The sequence below is a fragment of the Flavobacterium sp. genome (assembly GCF_043779715.1).
Taxonomy (GTDB): Bacteria; Bacteroidota; Bacteroidia; order Flavobacteriales; family Flavobacteriaceae; genus Flavobacterium.
On the sequence record NZ_JAYWDT010000240.1, the window covers coordinates 1 to 22595 of the forward strand.

A 22595-nucleotide genomic window follows, 5' to 3' on the forward strand; every position below is an offset into this window, starting at 1 on the left:
TCTAAAACCCGCAGGGCTTGAACTTGTTTTTCTTGAAACCGGAACTTAACTTTACTTTCTTTTATTTATTATTTTTTTATTTTCTTCTAAATCGAGAAATTTCTGTTGAAGTCAGAATTTTAAAATGTTGATGAGATAGATGGTTTTCTTCGGAAAGGGTATAAATTTTCAAAACAGAAAAAATAAATAAAATGGCATTCCAATTATTTTTCTGTTTTGGAAATTTATACTCTTTCTTAATCTATTTGTTTTTTTGAGGATGCCTATAAGTCAGTTGACAGTAGCAGTTTTAAGATAGCAGAAAATTATCTTATGAAAATGGGAAGCATCTTCAAAAAAACAATGAAAACACTTACCTAGTGCGTTGGCAGCAGCTCAAAGCAAGTGTATTTTTTTTATTTGCTTACCGTGATGTTTCTGATTGATTTTACTATCGGCTTGATGCCAATTCTTCCAATTGAAAGATTACTCTGAATGATAAAGTGAATAATCTTATGAAACCGCTAGGCATCGAGCTGATGGAAAAGCAATTTACCTAGTTGTTTCTGGCAAATAAAAAAGATACTCTTGCTGGCTCTTTTGGTTTTGTGGGTAATAAAATGGCTTTTACCATAGGCAAATCAACTGAAATTTAAAGCCATTTTATTACTTACAAAAGCAATGTAAGCACTACCGATTTAAGCGTAAAGTTGCTAAAAACAGTTACCTAAAACGTTCATAAAGGCAATTATAACCGTAATGTTTCAGATGGAATAGTGAACGTTGTTAAAGACAGTGGCGAAGGACGGTTTTTTTTGTAGCTTTCCTTCGGCAAGCTCAGGATGACAACCCATCGCACTAGCTACAAAAAATGTTGTCCTGGAGCCACTGGCAAGCGCGTTGGGTGAAGCGGCTGTTTTACATAAATGATATTATAACTTCATTGCAAAAACCAATAAACACTAAACTCGCTTTGTGATGAATTATAATACTCAATTATGTAACACAGCTTGGGGAAAAAAATTACTGGCGCAAGTTGCTAAGCATACGTGTTTTTTCTAAAAACTGTGCCAGTAATTTTTTTAGGAGCGTTGGGAAAGGAGTGGCAACCGTAATGTAAAGCGTCTTTTTTTCCACTAAAGGAAGAAAGTGGTTTCATTATTGGAAAAGTAATTAGTGAAATGAAACAAAGAACCGACTTTAGGAATACTTGGACTAAAGGCGGTTTTTGTGCAGTTGAATGAGATAATGATCTTGAAATTTTATGTGCTAATCTTAATAATTTAAATTTACACCTACGCCAAATCCCATATCACTATCATAATGAGTTCTAGCACTTAAATTTCTTTTGATGATGTAGCGCAATCCTGCCATGTATTCTTTATCGGTATTCCACATCAAATCCATACGAACTCTTTTCGAAACAGGAATATCCATTCGTTCTAATTGAAATCTGAAATTACCATCGGTGAACACCTCTGCTTGTGCTTTGATAAGCATGGGTAATGTATATTCAAGACCTGCACTAAAAACGGAACGATTATCTTTGGTATTGGACTGATTGAAAAAATTTTCTTCTGTTTTCCCATCTTCCATTTCTCTGTACCTCCAATCAAAGCCAATGAACGGCATTAACCATTGCATTTTGCCAATATATCGACCAATATGTGTTTCTGTTTCATAACCGTGATGATCATTGTAGCCCAATCTCCATTCAGCACCAATACTCCAGCGTGTGTTACTGAACATTGCCATACCATCATTTCCGTTAGTAGCAAAATCATTTTCTGCCATGAAGTGAAATTTACGATCCTCTCCAAATAGTTTTCGTTGTGCTAATTTTGGATTCAGAATTAACGGATTTGGTTCTTGGTTTTCATAGGTAAAAACACGTCCCATTCCTGCCATCATGTGGTACAAAATATGGCAGTGAAAGAACCAATCGCCTTCTACATTTGCATTGAATTCGATAACATCAATTTCCATTGGCATGATGTCGATGATGTTTTTTAATGGTGCGTAGTCTCCTTGACCATTTAAAATACGAAAATCATGTCCGTGTAGGTGCATTGGATGTCGCATCATTGATCCGTTGTACAATGTAATTCTAACATTTTCACCTTTTTTAATCAAAATTTTATCTGTTTCAGAAACTACTTTATTGTCCAAGCTCCAAACATAGCGGTTCATATTTCCTGATAATTCAAAACGTAATTCCTTAACTGGTGCATCATTTGGCAGAGTTGTTTTTGTAGGCGACTTTAGCATGGCATAATTTAAAGTCGTAATATCTGAAAGTTCGTTACTGTTGTAATCTTGTTCAGACATTTTCATATTTTCCATTTTGTCAGCTTTTTTTGATGTTGCTTTTCCTGTAATTTCTGGGTACATTACTACGTTCATGTCCATTTGATTGTAAGACATCTGCATTCCCATGTCGTCTAAATCACCATTCATTTTCATCATTCCGTTCATCATTTTCATTCCATCAAAATATTTTAATTTTGGTAATGGTGATATTAATTGCTTGACTCCATCGCCAATATAAAGTGATGCCGATTTAGTTCTGTCTTCTGGTGTTACAAGGAATTCAAACGCTGTATTATCAGAAGGAATAGTAACAATCACATCATAGGTTTCAGAAACGGCAATTAATAATCGATCTACTTCTACAGGCTCAACATCGTTACCATCATTGGCTACAACTGTAATTTTGCCACCTGCATAGGTTAACCAAAAATAGGTTGATGCACCACCATTTGAAATACGTAAACGCACTTTATCGCCACCTTTGAATTGGGATAACAGACTGTTACTTTTACCATTGATTAGGAACTTATCATAGTACACATCGCTAACATCCATAGCATTCATTCGTTTCCATTCGTTCGCTATTTTAGTTTTAAAGTGACCTTGTTGTATGGCTTCTGCATAACTTTGGGTAGTTCCTTTTTGAATGGCAAACCAATCGGTAGCGTTGTGTAACATTCTATGTACATTATTAGGATTTACATCGGTCCATTCGCTTAAAATTACCGGAACTGTTGGCAAGTCGTCAATACCTTTCCTGAAGGTTTCGTCTTCGAGTTTTTTATTTAAAATCATTGAACCGTACATTCCGATTTGCTCCTGTAACCCCGAATGACTATGGTACCAATGGGTTCCGTGTTGTATAATTGGAAACGTATATTTGTGCGTTGTTCCTGGCTCTATTGGCATCTGCGTTAGATAAGGTACACCATCTTCCTTATTGGGTAGAAATAATCCGTGCCAATGTAATGATGTGCTTTCCTTTAATTCGTTATGAACATAGATTTCGGCTGTATCGCCTTCCGTAAATGTTAGCGTAGGCATTGGAATTTGACCGTTTACTGCAATTGCTCTAGTAGGTTTATTACCAATAGTTACTAAAGTATCTCGAACGTATAAATCATATCGAACCGTTTTAGCTATTGTTTTAACTACATTTTTGATTTCAGATATAGGTTTCTCTTTTGGAACTTCAACAATTTTTGGAGTTTCTTTTATTGGTTCTGAAACTTCTTTTTTTGTTTCAGAAATCACTTTTTTTGTAGCAACTGGTTTTTTTACAACCGCTTTTTTAATCGGTTTAGCTTTTTCTTTCACTAATCCCATCCCACATTTTGGACATTTTCCAGGTTTTGGTGAATGAATTTCCGGATGCATGACACAGGTATAAAAAGTTTGTTGTATTTCTTTTTTTACTTGTGAATTTGCAAAAAATCCGATTGAAAAGATGATTATTATAAGAACTATTTTTTTCATTATATTTTATTTAAAGTTTTAAATTTCGCAATCGTAACGCATTTACAATAACTGATACTGAGCTAAAAGACATTGCTAAAGCTGCAATCATCGGTGATAATAAAATTCCGAAAAAAGGATATAATACTCCAGCTGCGATTGGCACACCCAATACATTATAGAAAAAGGCAAAAAACAGATTTTGCTTGATGTTTCTCATCACAGCATGGCTTAAATTCTTAGCTTTTACGATGCCTTGTAAATCTCCTTTTACTAAAGTGATTTTTGCACTTTCTATGGCTACATCTGTTCCAGTTCCCATTGCTATTCCAATATCGGCTTGTGCTAACGCAGGCGCATCATTTATACCATCGCCTGCCATCGCTACAATTTTTCCTTCGGATTGTAAACGTTTAATTTCATTTAATTTGTCTTCGGGTAGGCATCCTGCTTTATATGATGATAAACCCAATTCATCTGCAACTGCTTTGGCTGTATTGACATTATCACCGGTTAGCATAATTACTTCTACACCTTGACGCATTAGTTCTTTTATAGCTGCTGCACTCGATGTTTTAATTGCATCAGTAATTGATACAAATCCTACTGCAATGCCATCTACTGCTATATAGGAAACTGTTTTTCCTAGTTTTTGTTCGGCAATAATCTTGTTTTCTAAATCGTCAGAAACTGTTGCTTTGACTTGTTCCATTAGCTTTTTATTCCCTAATGTTACTTTTTTATTGGTCACAGTTCCTGTAACCCCTTTTCCTGTAATGGCTTCAAAATCTTTTACTTCTATTAGAGCAATAGATTTTGTTTTGGCATAATTTACTACTGCTTGTGCTAATGGATGTTCACTGTATTGGTTTATAGAAGCAATGCTTTGTAATAAATCATCCTCGTTGTTATTGGATGAATAAACTTTCTCTACAGATGGTCTTCCTTCGGTAATGGTCCCTGTTTTATCAGTAATTAACACATTGACCTTGTTCATATTCTCTAAAGCTTCGGCATTTTTTATTAAAACCCCGGATTGTGCCCCTTTACCAACGCCTACCATTACTGACATAGGCGTTGCCAAGCCCAAAGCACAAGGGCACGCTATGATTAGTACTGCGATAGCATTTATAAAACCATAGACTAAAGCCGGTTCGGGGCCAAACTTTGCCCAAATGAAAAAGGTAATTATCGAAATAATCACAACAATTGGCACAAAGTATTTTGCGATACTATCGGCTAATTTTTGAATTGGCGCTCTCGAACGAGAAGCATCATTTACCATTTGAACAATTTGAGAAAGCAATGTTTCAGAACCTACTTTTTCAGCTATCATCACAAATGATTTGTTTCCATTTATTGTTCCGGCAATTACACTATCGTCTTTCTTTTTGTCAACTGGTATCGGCTCGCCTGTAATCATGGCTTCATCAATACTACTTTCGCCATCGGTTATTTTTCCATCTACAGGAATTTTATCTCCGGGTTTTACTCGTAGTAAGTCACCTTTTTTGATGTCGTGGATTGAGATTACTTTATCGCTTCCGCCAATTACCAAAGTCGCTTCTGTAGGTGCTAGTTTTAATAATTCTTTTATAGCACCGCTAGTTTGACTGTGTGCCCTGGCTTCTAACAATTGTCCCAATAAAACTAAAGTCAGGATAACTGTTGTCGCTTCGAAGTATAATAGTACTGTGCCGTGTTCCGTCTTGAATTCACTTGGAAAAATATCCGGAAAAAACATTCCGACCAAGCTAAAGAGAAACGCCACTCCTGTACCAATTCCGATAAGAGTGAACATATTCAAATTCCATGTAATTATTGACTTCCAGGCCCGTACAAAAAATATCCAACAAGCATAAAAAACAACAGGTAGTGAAAGAATTAATTGTACCCAATTCCATTTTGAAGCATCCATTAGTTTTAGTAAAGGATTATTGTGTGCCATTTCTATCATTGCAATTGTAAAAATGGGAACGGTAAATACGACCGCAATTTTCATTTTTTTAACCAAATTTTTATACGTTTTCTGGTCTTCGCTTTCGCTTGGTTCCATTGGAACTAAATCCATTCCGCAAATAGGACATGAACCAGAACCTTCTTGAATTACTTCGGGATGCATTGGACACGTATATAACGTTTTACTCACCATTAACTCTGGTGCTTTAACTAAATCCATTCCACACACAGGACAATCGCCTGCCTTGTCGTACACTTTTTCGCCTTCGCAATGCATTGGGCAATAATACTTCCCTTGGGTATTGGTTGGAATAACAGTTTCTTTTTTATGATCGTTGGAATGCATGGAGCAACATGATTTTTCCGAAGTTTCATTCGTTGTACTATGCTCCTTGGTTTTACCGTTGCTCATTTCTATGGTGTATTTTCCCACTGCTGTCAAAGCTTCCTGTAGCTTTTCTGTTGGAATGTGCTTTTCCATAGTTATTGTTGCTAATGGTGGATTTAATGAAACTTTTGCTTCAATACCTTCAATAGTATTCAACGTTTTTTCGACTTTAGCGCGACAACCATCGCAAGTCATTCCGGTAATGTTGTAAGTATGTATCATCTTTTATAATTTTAATACAAATTTCTATCATAACCGATTTTTGCATTTGCATAATTTTGGGTTTGATATGCAAAATTTATAAATCTTCTATTTGCTTTCTTTTAATGGTTTTTATATTCTTGAAGTAGGTTGGCGAAAAGCCAGTTACTTTTTTGAATTGATTGCTCAAATGTGAAACCGTACTGTAATTTAAAGAATAAGCAATTTCACTTAATGAGAGTTCATCATACATAATTAACTCTTTTACTTTTTCAATTTTCTGATTGATGAAATACTTTTCGATAGTAGTATTTTCGACTTCGGAGAATAAATTGCTCAGGGTATTATAGTCTTGATGCAGTTCTTGTGAAAGGTAGTTGGATAAATTAATTTTCAAATCATTGCTCTTGTTCTGAACCAAATCAATAATCAATGTTTTAATCTTATCGATGGTTTTACTTTTTCTGTCATCGATTAAATCAAAGCCAACGGCACGAAGTTTTTTTACTAGTTCACTTTTTTGATTTTCGTTAATTTCATTGTGTAATTCAACTTCGCCTAATTCCACGTAAATAGGATTAATTCCTTCACTTTCAAACACAGACTTGACTACTAATTTACAGCGACTGCATACCATATTCTTGATGTAAAGTTTCATATATATCGATTTAATTAAAAAATGCAAACTAACCCTGCTAGCACTATAACAAGGTTAATTTAAAATTTATTTATTTTTATTCCTCTTTCTCTGGAACAGGCTCAGTCAAATCCATACCACATTTTGAGCATTTGTCATTTAGCTTACCTTGTACTTCAGGATGCATTGAACATGCATACATTTTTTCGTGATTCTCCATTTTAGAATGATCCATCGTGGTGGAATCTGTGTGCATTACGGTGTCAGTTTCTACTGTTGTCACCGTGTTTTCCTCTTTGTTTTTTTGGTTACAAGAAACCAATACGAAAGCCATTATTACAGCTGAAAAGATTACTTTTTTCATTTTTTTATTTGATTTAAATTGCAGATTAATTTCTGCATTATAATTATACAAAATATTGTTTTTTAGTACGTTACAATCTGTACTATTTAAATTGCATAATTCATACTAATTATTTGAATGCATTAAAAAAGTTGTATTCGAGATTAAAATAAAAACCATTTGGAGCAGTTCTTAACATTGAACTTACCAACTCTTGTCGGTATGCTATATCTATTCGTGCCTGACTATTAATAATAAACTGAATTGCAGGAACTATATCAAGATAGGACTTACCGTCTTCGTTTATTGTTTGCCCGACAAATTCAACCATCAAATTGATATTGGTTTGCTTGAAGCTGGTGTACTTTTTTGGGTACATCAATTTACCAAAAGACAAAGTGTAGTTCGTCGCATTATCTCCCAAATCATCTGGAAAAGGATAATTGGGTTTGTTGTCGAATGCTTTTTCAAAGCTAACGGATGAACTTATAGCTAGTTTTTTTATCAATTTAGTTGCCACAAATCCTGTTTCAAAACCAGTATTATGTCCCATAATTTCAATTTGTTCCTGATGGATATCGGCATTATTGAAGCTGTATCTTCCGAATGCTGCCAAACGAAAATGACTGTTTAAATCATCGGTTGAATAAAAACGGTACTTGGTGTAGAAACTTCCGCCTTCAGTTACCAATTGGTTACTACGATTACTCACAAAAGCCGAAGCCCTAAACATTAAATCTTTATTCAATCCATACGTAAGCTCTGGCATTAAATGATAATTATAACCCGATACAAATTCTTCTTTAAACAAGGATTGTGAGAGCCGAACACTTAATGTATTTGCTGGAACATTACTGGCAGGATCGGTAACTACAAATAATTCCTGACTATAATTTTTTTGAAATGCAAACACGAATAACAAAATGCAAACCTTTCTCATTAGTTAACATATTTAAAATGAAAATCATCTTCGTTGTTTAAACTATAGGTTACCAAATTCTTGAGCGATTTTGATAATTTCTTATATTCTTTTTCTGTAACATAACCTTTGTCTAAAATTTGAATTTGGACCTCTGAATTTGTATTAGATGTTTTATTAAGTAGAATATAACCCTCTTGTTTTATGGTTTCAGCTTTGGTTGTTAGCACCAATGAACCGATAAAGAAACCTGCTTTCTCTACTTTTTCTTTAAACACTTTTGGAGTTAAAATATTATCTTCTTTTAGTGTTACAGTAAATGTATTGGTGTTTAAATCGGTTTCTACATTAGCCACTTCTGACATGCTTTTCAGTTGCTTGTTAATGGCGTTAGAGCACATTGAACATGTTAAACCTGTTGCTCTAATTTCGGCTTTTACGATTTGTGCATTACTTTTTATTGAGAACATCAAAACCATTGATGCTATCATTATATATACTTTTTTCATTTTATTATTTTATTAATTTCAATATTTCTTCCTCGGACGGATTTTTTGCTATTAGAATGCCTTCAGGATTAAAGAGGTATTTGGATGGTAATTCATCAACCCCAAATTGGATAGCTGTGTTGGCATCAAAACCTTTTGGGTCTATTAGTTGTGTAAATTTGATTTTATCTTTTTCTATCGCTTTTAACCATTTATTCCTATCGGTATCAATTGATATTCCAATAATTTCGATGGTATTTGAACTCGCTTCGTTGTGAAGTTGTATTAACTTTTTATTTCCCAATCTGCACGGTGCACACCACGAAGCCCAAAAATCGACAAGTACATATTTACCTTTAAACGATGTGATATCAACTACATTATTTGTAGTATTTTTTAATGTAATTGATGGTATAGCATCGTCGATTTTAATTTGAGCTTTGGAGTTTGTGACTGTAGCGATTAAAAAAAACACTATTACGATTTTCTTCATCTTATTTATTTGATAGTTTCAACAGTTTTACCACAACTTAACATCATTGAGCCGTAGTATGGATTTTTGACTGCATTTTCTTTACTTAACCAATTGGCACCTTTACCATCGTTAAACATAGGACAATATTGATAGTACACTGGAGTTTCATATTTAGAAACTTTCATCAATGTGTAAATATCTTTGGATAACGTTGTAAAATGATCGCGTTGGTGTTTCACATCTTTTGTATCGGCAATGTGTTCCGCATCTTCTTTTATCGTATTTAGAACTTTCATCCATACCATGTGAACGTCCATATCGAGTTTGTCCATTTTTACATTATTGATAGCTGTTACTAGTTCTTTTGAAGCTAAGGCTGTGTTATCTCCATTAGAAGCAATCAACGCATCTTTTATCAAAAAGTAACTATCAAAAACTAATTTTAATTGATTTTCTTTTTGAGAAGTCATTTGTGGCATATCTGAATGATTAGCATGATTGTCGTGATTGTTGGTTTCTGTAACAGCTTTTGGTACTTCTTTTACAGCTACTTTAGCTGTACGCTCATATTGACAACATCCGTGAAGATTGCTGTATACATCATCTGGAGCGAGAAATTTATCACTATCGTAACCAACTAGTGCAATTCTTTTTAGAATTTCGTCTTGATTGGTCTTTTTAGCATCATAGGTTAGTGTTGCCATTTGAGTATCTTTATTCCAATCGACATTGGCGACTTTTTTAAGATTTCCGGCTTTTTCGATTTTGGTTTCGCACATGCCACAGTTACCGTAAATTTTTACACTTTCGGTTTTGGCATTTTTTATTTGCGCATTACTTGTAGTTGATAGCAATAGACAAATTGCCATCATTATTTTCATAAATGAATTTTTCATTATACATAAAATTGTAATCAAAGTGGTTTACCTTGATTGATTGATAAAATAAATTTGAATAAAAAACAGTTGAGAAAGAATTTAATTTCGATACCAATAATGGTATTAAAAATAATATTAAACTGTTAAATTGAATAGCAAAACGCTATGAATTTGACACACTTATGGCTGTCAAAATTTGGATTTAGCTTATTTTAGGAATTAGCCAAATGGAATAAAAACCATCTGAGATAGATGGTATTGTGTATAAAAATTTAACTTTCTCGATTGAAGAATAGCTGAACATATAATTTTTAAAAATAATTTCAGATAAAAAGCTTACTGAAGAAGAAGGACATGTTGAAGAACATCCACATTTTGAGTGACCGCAATTGCCTTTGCAATCTTTGTTGTCGTTATCTTTTGAATTGTCGTTATCACAACAACTCTTTTTTTCCTTTTTAGTAGAGGAAACTTCTTTTTTACAAGAACTCTTTTCTGATCCTTTACCACAAGCCATAGCAATGTTAGGCATAATTAACATGCCTAATAAAACTACAAGTATGATGTGGTATTTTTTCATTTATATATTAAAACAGTACAAAACTAATTAAAATTTATTGCCTTATGTTAAAATTGTTGTTAAATATGTGTTTTTCACTAGTCAGTTTATTCTTCTATAACTTTATCTTCATTTAAACTGTATGCGTTTTATCGATGAAAATCTGTTTTAAATTCTTTTGGATTTATTGATTTTTCATCAAACTCAAAATAAAATGCTGTTGGTGCAATATAATTAGGATATTTTTTTATGCCCTGCATATCACATTGCAAATTGTAAAATAAAATTTTACCTTTATATTCATTAACTACATAAAAATTCTTTGCAAACCATCGCATTTTGTTAGCCAATTCAGCATCAATTTTGTTTAATAAATTGTCATTAATTCTAAATTTTTGAAAGTTAATTGTATCGTTTGCTTTGTAACTATTTAGTTCTCCCATATAAATGAATGTATCTGTTTTTCCTAAACCATACCATTTTCCGTTTCCGTTTGTTACAGGAACTGTCATTATAGCGATAGGTTTTATACCTTTTTTGGCAAAGGCGCTTTCAAATTGTTTATTTATACTTTGTTTATGAATTAAAGTAAACAATAAGTAACTAGTTGAAAATGCAAAACATAACTTAAAAATTAGATTTCTGTAAGTTTTTGTTTTAAAGATATTAAGTATGGATAGAACACCTATTAGAAGTGGTATTGAATAAACCAAATCAACTATTGTTATATTGTTTAGTGCTACTCGTGTGTTGTTGAAAGGCAAAAATAATTGTGTTCCATAAGGTGTGAAAATATCTAACATTAAATGTGACATTAAAGAAAGTAGCGTAAAAGTGAGTAGTCTTAAAAATGGTATTTCTTTTGCCCACGATTGACGCCTAAAAATTACTGCTAACAAAACACTACTTAATGTACAAAATAAAATGGAATGTGTGAATCCCCTATGAACTCCAATCTTTTGAAATTCATTGAAAAAAGGTAAAAAAACGACATCAATATCAGGTAGGTTAGCAATTAACGCTCCAAACAAAATTGTTTTTTTAGTGCTTTTTTTTCCTAAAACTAGTTGAGAGACTGAAGCTCCTAATAATCCGTGTGTGATTGAGTCCATCGTTTGTATTATATGTTTTAGATCTACAATTATTGTTTTGTCTCACTTGTCCGAATTACTTAGTTACTGTTGACTGTTATTCTTTCTAAACTCACAAAATTGAAAGTTTTGAGTTGTATTGAATGGAGTTGTATGGTTTTCAGTAAAACATTGTATTGCCACAAAATTTTCGCTAAATGTATTTTTCATTTCATTTTCAGAATATTGTTTTATTTCCAATCCGCTACATTTTAAAGGTCCGTTTTCTGAGAACGTACCCAATAGAAAATGACCATTTTGATTGATTGCGTTTCCAATAGTATCAACATATTTATTGATGCTTTCTTGATTTGTTAAGAAATGAAAAACGGCTCTATCGTGCCAAAAATCGAATGTTACATCGGGATCAAACTCAGTAATATCTGAAACAACCCAATGTACTTTATCTGCTTTATTTCCTAAACGTTTTTTGACTCTTTCTAAAGCAAATTCAGATATGTCTAAAACCCAAATATTCTCATATCCTTTTTCTAACAGTACATCTACTAAATTGCTATCGCCACCGCCAACATCAATAATATTGGCGGTTTTTGATAGTTTCAAGTTTTCGATATACTCCATTGAAGTTTTGGGATATTTTTGTGTCCAACTAACTTCATTCGGGCTTTTGGTTGCAAATACATTTTCCCAATGTGATTTTTGATTTTCCATTTGATTTAAATTTTACAACAACCATCTAAAGAAGCTATTCCTTCGCTTGTTGCTTTTACTTCATCGGCATCGTATCCTAATTTTGAAATACCTTCTTTAATAGTCTGCAAGGTTGTTTTCTTTGCGTTGTAATAAACGGTAAACGTCATTTTCTTATCGTCTAGTTCATACATTTTTACTCCTTTAATTTTGAGCATTTCGGTTTTAAATTTTAAACCACAAGTTTCACACTCTTTACAATGGTCACAGTGTAAAGTTGTTTTGATAACAGATTTTTGGTTAGATTTTTGAGCCGAAACACTATTACTTGCAAAAAATAATACGGCTAGAAAAAAGATTGATTTTACTATTGAATTTTTCATTTGATTTAATTTTACTAGTTTAAAAAGGTTTAGTTAATGACTATGTGCATCTTCACCATGTGAATGACCGTGTTCCTTTTCTTCTGGAGTTAATTCTTTAGTTTCAGAATAGTCGTGTCCATCACTTTCAGCGTGTTTTTGCTCTACTAAATCCATTTTGCAAACTGGGCATTTTCCTGCCTTATCATAGATTTTTCCTTTTTCACAATCCATCGAGCATACGTAAGCTAATTGTTTTGTATCATCTGCATTGTGATTGTGTCCTTCGTGTTCTGTTGTTGTTTCCGTCTTCGCTTTTTTATCACACGAAACTACTGTTACTGTTGCGATGGCAAATGCCATCATTAGAATTACTTTTTTCATTGATTATTTATTTATTAATTGATATTCACCTGTTAAATTTAATGTTACCTGTATGTCGGTACTGTATTTGTTTTTAAAATACCAACCGTGTTTTCCTTCATACGGTGCAATAAAGGAACCTGCCATGTTATTGGAATTTGCCACCGTATAACTTTCGAAATAGCCCGATTTTGTGTCGGCAGTTTTTACATCTCCGTGCATATCTACAAATAGAATTCCCTTATTTGTTTTCCATGCATATTTTACCTGACCGTATTTTAAAACAGCAATTTTATACTCTAAACCTTTTCCTGCCGGGATAGTAATGGTAATACTGTCTTTTCTTGCTACATACTGTTTTGATGGAGCTGAATTTTTGCCTTCTATTGGCATTGGAACTTCTGGAGCTGAACCTACGTTGTTAAGCGTTAATTCTTTAAAACTAGGCGTTACAATCTCGGTTTCTTTTGATTTATCTTCGCTCTGGTGTAGTTTTGAAAATCCCAGAACTTTACCCAAACCAGTGTAATCTTTGCCGTATTCTGCGGGCAAAACCGCAACAATTGCCAATATTGAAGCAGTTAGTAAGGCAATTACAGTCGCCTTTATAATTTGTGAAGACGTAAGATTGGGTTGTGAATTATTAGTTGTCATTTTTTTTATGTTAAGAATTAAAATAGCCACTAAGTTGAAAAATTATAAGTACAAAACCAGCTGTCATAAGAAGTGTATTTGTAATGACTGAAAAGCGTGTAAACGAATTGTATTTTCGCCAAACACTTATCAAAATTAAAACAAATAGCAATGCTACAAACTGACCGATTTCGACACCAATATTAAACCCAATAAGATTGCCGAAAAGACTTTCTTTCCCAAAATTAAATTCCTGCAATTTGGTGGCTAAACCCAGACCGTGAAATAGTCCGAAAACCAAAACTGCTATTTTAGTATTGGGTTGAAAGTGAAACACTTTTTGAAAACCACCTAAATTGTCAAACCCTTTATAAACAATGGATAGTGCAATAATGGCATCTATTAAATAGGCATTTACCTGTAAGTTCAACAATACGCCCAAGAGCAACGTTATACTGTGTCCGATTGTAAAAAAACTCACATACAAAAGCACTTCTTTGGGTTTATAGAGAAAGAAAATAACTCCAACTAAAAATAACAAATGATCATAACCTGTAATCATGTGTTTAGCTCCAATGTATAAAAAAGGCATGAAAGCCGCACCTTTATTGTCTACTAAAAAAGCTTTGGTGTCGCCATCAACTCCATGAGCAAAAGCATTGCCACAGAGGAATAGAGCAATAAATAGCAGTGAAAAAATTAAAATTTTACTTTTCATTTTGATTAAGTTTTCATGTTCTGGTTGAATTTTAAAGATGCGTTTTTGAATTAGGAATATGATAAAATATTATGTTGAGTTTTAGTTGGTTATTATTTATTTAAATTTTCATTTCTAATTTCCGTATGTCTGATTTCTCCTCCCGATGTCCCAGTCTTTTGAGCAAAGTATAAAACCACAATTGCAAAGACCATAACCGTAATTGAAATAGTATTTGAAAATGATTTTTGCTTAAAATTTGACCAAAGTCCTACTAGAGAAAGTCCACCGAGTAAATATGACATTAACGCAAATGTTTCTGCGGTTTCTTCATGATTTTTGATAAACTTTTCAGAAATATCATTAATCGTTTCTAGAAATACTTCGGCATCTTCGCCAGTTGACATAGCAATTATTGCAGATAAGGATCCTAAAATAAAAATCATAAATGCAGTTCGCTTGACTGCATCAGATTTAAAAATTAATCCTGTTATCAAAACAATAATTCCAATCAAAGGAAAAATAATAGGTAAATGATTTACCACTAAATGAAAATGTGCATCGTTCATAATTCTTAATTTTAAATTTTAAATTTTAATTATATTTTCACTCCAAAGATATAGCCTACTAAAGCAGATAGTAACATTGCTATTGTTCCCCAAACAGTAATACGCAAAATTGCTTTTTTTATACTTGAACCACCTGTTTTTGCTGCAACAATTCCTAAAGTAATTAGCGAAATTATAGTGAAGTTATACAGCCAATATTCAATTCCGATAACAGGTGCAAAAAGTATTACTATAAGTGGCAATAGACCTCCTGCCGTAAATGCTGTTCCTGATGCTATTGCAGCTTGGATAGGATTTGCTTGATTAATCTCGTTTATACCCAATTCGTCCCTAATATGTGCCGCTAATGCATCTTTCTCAGACAGTTCTATTGCTACTTTCATTGCAGTTTCTTTCTTTAAACCTCTTCTCTCATAAATTTGTGCCAAAATATTTAATTCATTTTCTGGCATTTCTTTGAGTTCTTGTATCTCTCTTTTAATGTCTGCTTTTTCTGTGTCGGTTTGTGAACTTACTGATACATATTCTCCTGCCGCCATAGATAATGCTCCTGCAACCAATCCTGCAACAGTTGCCAAAACAATTGGTTCTCTGGTTGTACTAGCAGCAGCTATACCGATAGCAAGACTCGAAACTGAAATTATTCCATCGTTTGCACCCAAAACCGCAGCTCTTAACCAATTACTGCGGTGTATGTAATGATTATCTAAATAATTATCGATTGTTATCATTTTTTTAATTTTAAAGATTTCTTTAGTGCTAATTATTATTTAAATTAATTACTCTTCAGTATTCTTTATTTTCATCAAAAGTGCGTAAGCCCCTTTAATAACGATGCTTGTTTCATTCATATTGTTTGAAAGAATTTCTGTAAATTCATTTTCAGAATTTCCCACGGTGACTTCTGTCATTTCAAATTGTTTGTCTGCTTTTGCAATAAATACATAATCTTTGTTTTCATAACTTACTATTGCGTCTGATGGCAATACATTTGATTTTTGGCTTTTTACTTCAATTTCGGAATTCATATACATTCCTGGCAAAAGTGCTTTGTCATAGTTGTTAAAATGACAGTGTATTACCGTACTTCTGTCTTCTGAAAAATCTTTACCAATCAAAATGATTTTACAAGGATATTTTTTTTCAGGATTGGTATTGGTATAAGCCAAAAGCGATTGACCAATTGCTAATTTATTAATATCTTTTTCAAAAACGGTCAATGCTAAGTGAATGTCGGAAGGATTTACGATTTCAAATAAAATATCACTCGGATTTACATATTTTCCGGTGTTTACATTGACTTTAGTTATATAACCACTAATAGGCGAATATACATTGATACTTTTTGAAATGCTTTTTGCCGATACATTATTGGGATTTATTCCTGCGAATTTGAGTTTCTCGCCATACGATTGCACCATTACTGAAAGTGAATTGTATTCGGCTTGAGCTTGTTGATACACTTTGTCGCTGCTAGCTTTACTTTGGTTGAGTTCTTTTTGGCGTTCAAATTCGGCTTTGGCGTATCCTATTTTTGCTTTGGCCAAAAGGTAATCTTCTTGTAATTGAATGTATTGTTGGTCTTCTACAATGCACAAAACTTGTCCTTTTGTTACAAACATTCCCTCTAACAATTTAGTGCTTTTTAAATATCCACCCATTGGAACACTTATAGAAACTAAATTTTGTGGTGGTACATCTATTTTCCCGTTTAATTTTAAGGTTGCCGAAATTTCTTTTTGCTCTATCTTTCCTGTTTCAATCCCTGCATTTTTTATTTGTGCATCGGTAAGCGTTGTTCTATTTTCGATAGTTGGTGTTTCGGTAGCTTGTTCCTCGGATTTTTTGTTTCCGCAAGAGGTAAGTAATAAAACGGCTGTAATTGTGAATACTATATTTTTACTCACAGCTTTAATATTTGGGTTTTGGTGTTCGTGAATCTTCGATTTCATATTATTTGTTTATTTATTTTGAAAATTAAATGATGGTTTGAAAATGATGATGGCAATAATTCCTAATATTATTGTAAGAATACCACCATATAAAAATTCTGATTTTGGAAATTGTGAACCTAAATATCCTGCAATTGGATAAGCTATCGCCCACCACAAATGCGAAAAAGCGAAGTGTGAACCATAAACTTTTCCTTGATTTTCAGATGCAATTGTTTCGGCTATTAATGTTTCTGAGGGCATTTCGGCAAGACTCTGACCTAATCCTGCAAACAGCCACAAAACTAATAATACAGGATAACCAACATAGTTAACCATACAAATTGAAATACCTAATAAAAAAGCACCACTTATTAATGAAGTACTTCTAGTTTTTGATCTGTCTAAACTTCCTAAAAGGAAAGCCGCTATTGCTGCTCCAATACCGAAAATCGCCATTGCCCAGCCGTAATATTTATCATCAAGCAATAAACTATTTTTGATATGGCTAATGGTATTAACCAATATCATCGCACCTGCAATTGCAGAAACAAATTCGATTGCCAAAGCAAAACGTAAAGTGTTGTTTCCAAATAGTAATCGAATACCTTTTATAACATCGCTCCAAGTACTTTGAGATTGTTTGGCTTCATCAGTTACACCTTTTTGAAGTTCTTTACTTGGAATAGACAGAATTAAAATTCCTGCCAAAACAAACGATATTCCATCTAAAAAAAATATTTCTCTTGCACCCAACCAAACTGCAATTATTCCTGCTAATGCTGGACCTAGAACTCCTAATAATTGAAATGTTGCCGTTGATAATCCAATGGCTTCACGATAATATTTTCCTTCAACAACCTGTGGAATTATAGCACGATAGGTTGGCGTGAAAAACGCATTGAATACATTTAAGAAAAATACCAATACATAAATTTGCCATTCTGATGTGATAAATGGAAGACAGCAAATAATACCCATTCGGATAAAATGAGTAACATATAGAATTTTTTTTCGTTCTACTTTGTCGGCTAATATACCAGCAAATGGTGAAAAAACTATGAATGCTGTAACTCGCAACGTTAATGCCGTTGCAAGAATTACAGGCGAATTTTCTTTGTCAATTTGATAGGCTAATAATGCTAGACCAACCCACGAAAACGCATCGCCCAAAAGACTGATGGTTTGTGCTAAATAAAGTTTTGCAAAGGTTTTATTTTGCAAAGCTTTGAATGGTTCTATGAATATTTGATAAATTTTTGAATTCATTTCACTACAATTATTTGGTTAATGAGTTAAGTTCAATTATGCTAATGTTTAACTTTCTAACCGCTTCAATATAATTGCTTTGAATTTCGGTGTTCTGATTGATAAGGATTACCCATTCTAAATAATTGATGTCTCCACCAATAAATTTTTTATTAGCAGTATTAGTTACTAAATCAACATTTTTTAACGCTTTAAATTCATAATATTCAGTTGCCGTTTTATTCTTTTGATACTCTTGCAACAAATTTTGATATTGGTTTTGTAGTTTCAATTTTTCAAAATTCAAACTGTTTTCAGCGATTTGGGTTTTGGTTTTCAACGCTTTATTTCTGTTGCTGAACGATGAATTGAATAGCGGTAATGCCACTCCAAACTGACCGTAAACTCCATTATATCCATTTTGACTAGTACTATTAGTTTTAAAAGTTTGCCAATAAACACCACCAATAAATTCAGGTAATCTTTTAGATTTTTCAAGTGAAATTTCTGCATTATTGGTAGTTACATCTTGCTCAAATAATTTAATACTTGGATGATTTGTTGTTGCATTTTCTATCTTCTCGTCATCAAAGTCTATCTTAATTTTTTCTGAATAAGGAACAAAATCTTTGTCGGTATTGAGTAACATTTTAAACTGAGACAGGACTACTTTATAATCGCTTTGCACTTCCTGTAATTGGATTTTTATTTGTCCCGATTGATTTTCAGCAGTAGCTTTTTCTAAAACATTGCTTTCGCCTTTGTCAAAACGCAGTGTTGATTTTCTTAAAAATTCATAGTAAATACTATCACTTTTAAGCAATAATTTTTCCTTTTCTTTTAGATAAATAAGTTCATAAAACACTGTTGTAACTTGCTTGGACAATTCTTTTCTTTGTAAAGCCTCGTTCCATTCGCCTGTTTTGGCTTGTTCTACTAAAAATTGTTTTTGTCTTTTGTAAACTGTTGGAAATTTTATGCTTTGCGAGATACCAATTTTTAGATCATTTATATTACTGTTAAATTGCCCATATTCGGAAATTATTCCTGTATTTGGAATGTCATAACCCGTTTTAGTCATTTGTTGTAAGTAAGTCGAATTGAGTTTTTGGTTCTTAACATTCAAATTGTTTTGTAATGCCGTTTCAAGTGCTTTGTCTAAATTAATTTTTTCTTGCGCATTGGCGTTTTGAAACGAGAATAACAATCCCAATACAATAATGGTTATTATTGAATTTTGCTTTCTTGGTTTTAATTTAATTCCTTTTTCGAACATTATGTATAGGATTGGTAAAACAAATAAGGTTAAGAATGTAGCGATAATTAATCCACCGATTACAACTGTAGCTAATGGTTTTTGTACTTCTGCACCTGAACCGTTGCTTAATGCCATAGGTAAAAAACCTAATGAAGCTACAAGTGCTGTCATTAATACCGGACGTAGCCGTATCTTTGTGCCTTGAAGAACAATTGCTTTTAAATCGGTTTCGCCAGATTTCTTTATGCGGTTGAATTCGGCTATTAATACCAAACCATTTAAAACTGCTACACCAAACAAGGCTATAAATCCAACTCCAGCACTAATGCTGAAAGGCATTCCACGCATTGCTAAAAAGAAAATTCCGCCAATCATAGATAAAGGAATAGCAGAATAAATTAATAATCCTTGTTTTATCGATTTGAAAGCAAAATACAATAAGACCAGAATTAGTAGCAACGATATTGGAACTGCAATTAGCAATCTGTTTTTTGCTTGTTCTAAATTCTCAAAGGCTCCTCCATAAGTTGGATAGTAACCTGCTGGAAATTTGATTTTTGCACTTACTTTATCTTGCAATTCTTTCACAATACTTTGCACATCGCGCCCTCGAACATTGAACCCAACTACTATCCTGCGTTTGGCATCTTCACGTTGTATTTGATTTGGACCTTCAGTAATTTCTACTTTTGCCAATTGTGCTAACGGAATTTGAGAACCATTTGGTGTTGGGATTAACAGATTTTGAACATCTGTAACATCTTTTCTTTTTTCTCCTGCTAAACGAACAACCAGATCAAATCGTTTTTCGTCTTCATATATTAATCCTGTGCTTTGTCCCGCAAATGCCGTATTAACTATTCGGTTGATGTCTTCGATATTCAAGTTGTATTGAGCAATCATTGGACGGTTATAATTTATTACAATTTGAGGCATTCCTGTAACACTTTCTACATAAATATCGGAAGTTCCTTTTACAGTGCTTACAATTTTTCCTAATTTGTTGGCATATAATGCTAATGTGTCGAGATTTTCGCCAAATATTTTACAAACTACATCCTGCCTAGCACCTGTCATTAACTCGTTGAAACGCATTTGAACAGGATATTGAAAACCATAAGAAACACCCGGAACGGCTTCGAGTTCTTTTGCCATTTTTTCAGATAATTCATCAAATGTTGATGCAGATGTCCATTCGGATTTATCTTTTAGAATAACCATCATATCACTAGCATCAATTGGCATTGGGTCCGTTGGAACTTCGGAACTTCCTGTTTTTCCTACTACTTTTTCAACTTCTGGAAATTTGGTTAATAATATTTTTGCCCCTTGAGAAATGGCAGTCATAGATGTTTCTAAATTACTTCCTGGTAAAACTCGGGTTTCAACTGCAAAATCGCCTTCTTCTAAAGAGGGCATAAATTCGCCACCCATAAACGAGAGTGTCACAATTGCTAAAACAAATAATGCTAATGTAGTTCCGATGATAATTCTAGGAATTGCTAATGCTTTTTCTAAAATTGGCTGATAGAAATTTTCTAATCTCGTCATCATTCTATCTGAAAAATTTTGCTTGTGCGTTATTGATTTATTCAAGAATAAAGCGGTCATCATAGGAACATAAGTCAAAGACAAAACAAAAGCGCCAAACAAAGCAAAAGCTATCGTTTGTGCCATTGGTAAAAACATTTTTCCTTCAATGCCACGTAATGTGAAAATTGGAATGTAAACAATAAGAATAATTAACTCGCCAAAAACGGCAACATTTCGCATTCTTACCGAAGTTTCCAAAACGGTTTTATCCATTTCGTTTTGCGAAATTTCACCTTGCTTTCGACTGTGTAAACTAAACAAACACGCTTCGACAATAATAACAGCACCATCAACTATAAGCCCAAAATCTAATGCACCTAAGCTCATTAAATTTCCGCTTACGCCAAATACATTCATTAGTATTACTGCAAACAACATCGCCAACGGAATAACTGAAGCTACAATTAAACCTGCTCGTACATTTCCTAAAAAGAAGATTAATACTAAAAGTACAATGATTGCTCCTTCAAGCAGGTTTTTTCCAACGGTAGAAATAGAATTATTAACCATTTTAGTTCGGTCTAAAAATGGTTCAACAATAACTCCTTCGGGTAATGTTTTCTGAATTTGTGCAATTCTTTCTTTAATATTTTTAATAACTACATTACTATTTGCTCCTTTTAGCATCATCACAACTGCGCCCGAAACTTCTCCTTTTCCGTTGTAGGTCATTGCACCGTAACGAATTGCACTTCCTATACGAACATCAGCCACATCACGAATAAACAATGGACTTCCGTTAGTAGTATTTTTAATGGAAATGTCCTTTATGTTTTCGAGAGTACTGATTAATCCTTCACTTCGAATATATAAAACAGTTGGACCTTTTTCGATATATGCACCACCTGTATTTTGATTGTTTTTTTCTAAAGCTGTAAAAACATCAGCAACCGTAATATTGTGGGATTGCAATTTATTTGGGTCGATTGCGATTTCAAATTGTTTTAGTTTACCACCAAAACTGCTGACCTCGGCAACGCCTTCAACACCTAATAATTGACGGCGTACGATCCAATCTTGAATTGTTCTCAGTTCAGTTATGTTATATTTTTTTTCGTAACCAATTTTTGCTCTGATAACATATTGATAAATTTCTCCCAATCCTGTGGTTACTGGTGCTAGAAAAGGCTGCCCGATACCTTTTGGAATTTGGTCTTTTACAGCACTTAGTCTTTCGGTTACTTGCTGTCTAGCCCAATAGACATCAGTTGCATCATCAAAAACAATAGTTACTACAGACAACCCAAAACGTGAGAAACTACGAATTTCTTTTAATCCCGGAATATTACTATTTGCTTGTTCAATAGGGAATGTTATTAATCGCTCAATATCGGTAGCACCCAATGATGGTGCAGAAGTAATAACTTGCACTTGATTATCAGTAATATCAGGAACTGCATCGATTGGTAGTTTGGTAAATTCATAACTACCATAACCAATAAGTGCAATTACAAATAATCCAATAATGAGTTTGTTTTTTATTGAAAATTCTATGATTTTATTTAGCATAATTTTAAATTAATGAATTGATAAAAGTACCATTCACTAAAAAAATAGTAAATAGCATTT

At 33.1% G+C, this 22595-nt stretch carries 20 protein-coding genes; all 20 read right to left on the reverse strand.

The window, feature by feature from the left end; all coding sequences use genetic code 11:
* Positions 1-1254 precede the first annotated feature (1254 nt).
* The 20 genes from ACH2BG_RS11440 to ACH2BG_RS11535 all read right to left on the reverse strand — a co-directional run bounded on the left by ACH2BG_RS11440 (position 1255) and on the right by ACH2BG_RS11535 (position 22535).
* Positions 1255-3765 carry a multicopper oxidase domain-containing protein gene (locus tag ACH2BG_RS11440; RefSeq protein WP_395047823.1) on the reverse strand — a complete coding sequence of 837 codons (2511 nt, stop codon included), beginning with the start codon at positions 3763-3765 and terminating at the stop codon, positions 1255-1257.
* Positions 3766-3775: 10 nt separating this feature from the next.
* Positions 3776-6313, reverse strand: coding sequence for a heavy metal translocating P-type ATPase (locus tag ACH2BG_RS11445; protein WP_395047824.1), 2538 nt, complete (start codon positions 6311-6313; stop codon positions 3776-3778).
* A 76-nt stretch (positions 6314-6389) separates the two neighbouring features.
* On the reverse strand, positions 6390-6950 hold the full coding sequence (locus tag ACH2BG_RS11450) for a helix-turn-helix domain-containing protein (RefSeq protein WP_395047825.1): 561 nt from the start codon (positions 6948-6950) through the stop codon (positions 6390-6392).
* Positions 6951-7026: 76 nt separating this feature from the next.
* On the reverse strand, positions 7027-7263 hold the full coding sequence (locus ACH2BG_RS11455) for a heavy metal-binding domain-containing protein (protein WP_395047826.1): 237 nt from the start codon (positions 7261-7263) through the stop codon (positions 7027-7029).
* A gap of 139 nt (positions 7264-7402) precedes the next feature.
* Entirely contained in the window at positions 7403-8212 is an 810-nt protein-coding gene (locus ACH2BG_RS11460; protein ID WP_395047827.1) for a hypothetical protein, read from the reverse strand.
* Positions 8212-8700 (reverse strand): heavy-metal-associated domain-containing protein, encoded by a 489-nt coding sequence (locus ACH2BG_RS11465; RefSeq protein ID WP_395047828.1) that lies wholly within the window; start codon positions 8698-8700, stop codon positions 8212-8214. Before ACH2BG_RS11465 ends, ACH2BG_RS11460 begins: the two co-directional genes overlap by 1 nt.
* A 4-nt stretch (positions 8701-8704) precedes the next feature.
* Positions 8705-9172, reverse strand: a complete 468-nt coding sequence (locus ACH2BG_RS11470; protein WP_395047829.1) for a TlpA family protein disulfide reductase — start codon at positions 9170-9172, stop codon at positions 8705-8707.
* Positions 9173-9177: 5 nt separating this feature from the next.
* Positions 9178-10050, reverse strand: a complete 873-nt coding sequence (locus ACH2BG_RS11475) for a DUF3347 domain-containing protein (protein WP_395047830.1) — start codon at positions 10048-10050, stop codon at positions 9178-9180.
* Between the two features lie 184 nt (positions 10051-10234).
* On the reverse strand, positions 10235-10612 hold the full coding sequence (locus ACH2BG_RS11480) for a hypothetical protein (protein WP_395047831.1): 378 nt from the start codon (positions 10610-10612) through the stop codon (positions 10235-10237).
* Between the two features lie 128 nt (positions 10613-10740).
* Positions 10741-11703 (reverse strand): metal-dependent hydrolase, encoded by a 963-nt coding sequence (locus tag ACH2BG_RS11485; protein ID WP_395047832.1) that lies wholly within the window; start codon positions 11701-11703, stop codon positions 10741-10743.
* A gap of 63 nt (positions 11704-11766) precedes the next feature.
* Positions 11767-12393 carry a class I SAM-dependent methyltransferase gene (locus tag ACH2BG_RS11490; protein ID WP_395047833.1) on the reverse strand — a complete coding sequence of 209 codons (627 nt, stop codon included), beginning with the start codon at positions 12391-12393 and terminating at the stop codon, positions 11767-11769.
* Between the two features lie 5 nt (positions 12394-12398).
* Positions 12399-12755, reverse strand: a complete 357-nt coding sequence (locus ACH2BG_RS11495; RefSeq protein ID WP_395047834.1) for a hypothetical protein — start codon at positions 12753-12755, stop codon at positions 12399-12401.
* A gap of 33 nt (positions 12756-12788) precedes the next feature.
* Positions 12789-13118, reverse strand: a complete 330-nt coding sequence (locus ACH2BG_RS11500; protein ID WP_395047835.1) for a heavy metal-binding domain-containing protein — start codon at positions 13116-13118, stop codon at positions 12789-12791.
* Positions 13119-13121: 3 nt separating this feature from the next.
* Positions 13122-13751 carry a hypothetical protein gene (locus ACH2BG_RS11505; RefSeq protein ID WP_395047836.1) on the reverse strand — a complete coding sequence of 210 codons (630 nt, stop codon included), beginning with the start codon at positions 13749-13751 and terminating at the stop codon, positions 13122-13124.
* A 10-nt stretch (positions 13752-13761) separates the two neighbouring features.
* Positions 13762-14448 carry a HupE/UreJ family protein gene (locus ACH2BG_RS11510; protein ID WP_395047837.1) on the reverse strand — a complete coding sequence of 229 codons (687 nt, stop codon included), beginning with the start codon at positions 14446-14448 and terminating at the stop codon, positions 13762-13764.
* A 92-nt stretch (positions 14449-14540) separates the two neighbouring features.
* The gene (locus tag ACH2BG_RS11515) at positions 14541-14996 is read right to left on the reverse strand and encodes a hypothetical protein (protein ID WP_395047838.1); all 456 of its coding nucleotides are present in this window, start codon (positions 14994-14996) and stop codon (positions 14541-14543) included.
* A 29-nt stretch (positions 14997-15025) separates the two neighbouring features.
* Positions 15026-15727 carry a VIT family protein gene (locus ACH2BG_RS11520; RefSeq protein WP_395047839.1) on the reverse strand — a complete coding sequence of 234 codons (702 nt, stop codon included), beginning with the start codon at positions 15725-15727 and terminating at the stop codon, positions 15026-15028.
* 48 nt (positions 15728-15775) lie between these two features.
* Positions 15776-16948 (reverse strand): efflux RND transporter periplasmic adaptor subunit, encoded by a 1173-nt coding sequence (locus ACH2BG_RS11525; protein WP_395047840.1) that lies wholly within the window; start codon positions 16946-16948, stop codon positions 15776-15778.
* A gap of 9 nt (positions 16949-16957) precedes the next feature.
* A complete protein-coding gene (locus ACH2BG_RS11530) occupies positions 16958-18196 on the reverse strand; it encodes an MFS transporter (RefSeq protein ID WP_395047841.1) in 1239 nt (412 codons plus the stop codon).
* Positions 18197-18206: 10 nt separating this feature from the next.
* Positions 18207-22535, reverse strand: coding sequence for a CusA/CzcA family heavy metal efflux RND transporter (locus ACH2BG_RS11535; protein WP_395047842.1), 4329 nt, complete (start codon positions 22533-22535; stop codon positions 18207-18209).
* Positions 22536-22595 lie beyond the last annotated feature (60 nt).

What these genes read in the sequence shown, in the direction of transcription:
- ACH2BG_RS11465 (WP_395047828.1), bottom strand. Translation starts at nt 8,700, where the DNA reads ATGAAAAAAGTATATATAATGATAGCATCAATGGTTTTGATGTTCTCA.
- ACH2BG_RS11460 (WP_395047827.1), bottom strand. Translation starts at nt 8,212, where the DNA reads ATGAGAAAGGTTTGCATTTTGTTATTCGTGTTTGCATTTCAAAAAAAT.
- ACH2BG_RS11535 (WP_395047842.1), bottom strand. Translation starts at nt 22,535, where the DNA reads ATGCTAAATAAAATCATAGAATTTTCAATAAAAAACAAACTCATTATT.
- ACH2BG_RS11470 (WP_395047829.1), bottom strand. Translation starts at nt 9,172, where the DNA reads ATGAAGAAAATCGTAATAGTGTTTTTTTTAATCGCTACAGTCACAAAC.
- ACH2BG_RS11490 (WP_395047833.1), bottom strand. Translation starts at nt 12,393, where the DNA reads ATGGAAAATCAAAAATCACATTGGGAAAATGTATTTGCAACCAAAAGC.
- ACH2BG_RS11475 (WP_395047830.1), bottom strand. Translation starts at nt 10,050, where the DNA reads ATGAAAAATTCATTTATGAAAATAATGATGGCAATTTGTCTATTGCTA.
- ACH2BG_RS11510 (WP_395047837.1), bottom strand. Translation starts at nt 14,448, where the DNA reads ATGAAAAGTAAAATTTTAATTTTTTCACTGCTATTTATTGCTCTATTC.
- ACH2BG_RS11445 (WP_395047824.1), bottom strand. Translation starts at nt 6,313, where the DNA reads ATGATACATACTTACAACATTACCGGAATGACTTGCGATGGTTGTCGC.
- ACH2BG_RS11485 (WP_395047832.1), bottom strand. Translation starts at nt 11,703, where the DNA reads ATGGACTCAATCACACACGGATTATTAGGAGCTTCAGTCTCTCAACTA.
- ACH2BG_RS11480 (WP_395047831.1), bottom strand. Translation starts at nt 10,612, where the DNA reads ATGAAAAAATACCACATCATACTTGTAGTTTTATTAGGCATGTTAATT.
- ACH2BG_RS11525 (WP_395047840.1), bottom strand. Translation starts at nt 16,948, where the DNA reads ATGAAATCGAAGATTCACGAACACCAAAACCCAAATATTAAAGCTGTG.
- ACH2BG_RS11440 (WP_395047823.1), bottom strand. Translation starts at nt 3,765, where the DNA reads ATGAAAAAAATAGTTCTTATAATAATCATCTTTTCAATCGGATTTTTT.
- ACH2BG_RS11450 (WP_395047825.1), bottom strand. Translation starts at nt 6,950, where the DNA reads ATGAAACTTTACATCAAGAATATGGTATGCAGTCGCTGTAAATTAGTA.
- ACH2BG_RS11455 (WP_395047826.1), bottom strand. Translation starts at nt 7,263, where the DNA reads ATGGCTTTCGTATTGGTTTCTTGTAACCAAAAAAACAAAGAGGAAAAC.
- ACH2BG_RS11515 (WP_395047838.1), bottom strand. Translation starts at nt 14,996, where the DNA reads ATGAACGATGCACATTTTCATTTAGTGGTAAATCATTTACCTATTATT.
- ACH2BG_RS11500 (WP_395047835.1), bottom strand. Translation starts at nt 13,118, where the DNA reads ATGAAAAAAGTAATTCTAATGATGGCATTTGCCATCGCAACAGTAACA.
- ACH2BG_RS11520 (WP_395047839.1), bottom strand. Translation starts at nt 15,727, where the DNA reads ATGATAACAATCGATAATTATTTAGATAATCATTACATACACCGCAGT.
- ACH2BG_RS11495 (WP_395047834.1), bottom strand. Translation starts at nt 12,755, where the DNA reads ATGAAAAATTCAATAGTAAAATCAATCTTTTTTCTAGCCGTATTATTT.
- ACH2BG_RS11505 (WP_395047836.1), bottom strand. Translation starts at nt 13,751, where the DNA reads ATGACAACTAATAATTCACAACCCAATCTTACGTCTTCACAAATTATA.
- ACH2BG_RS11530 (WP_395047841.1), bottom strand. Translation starts at nt 18,196, where the DNA reads ATGAATTCAAAAATTTATCAAATATTCATAGAACCATTCAAAGCTTTG.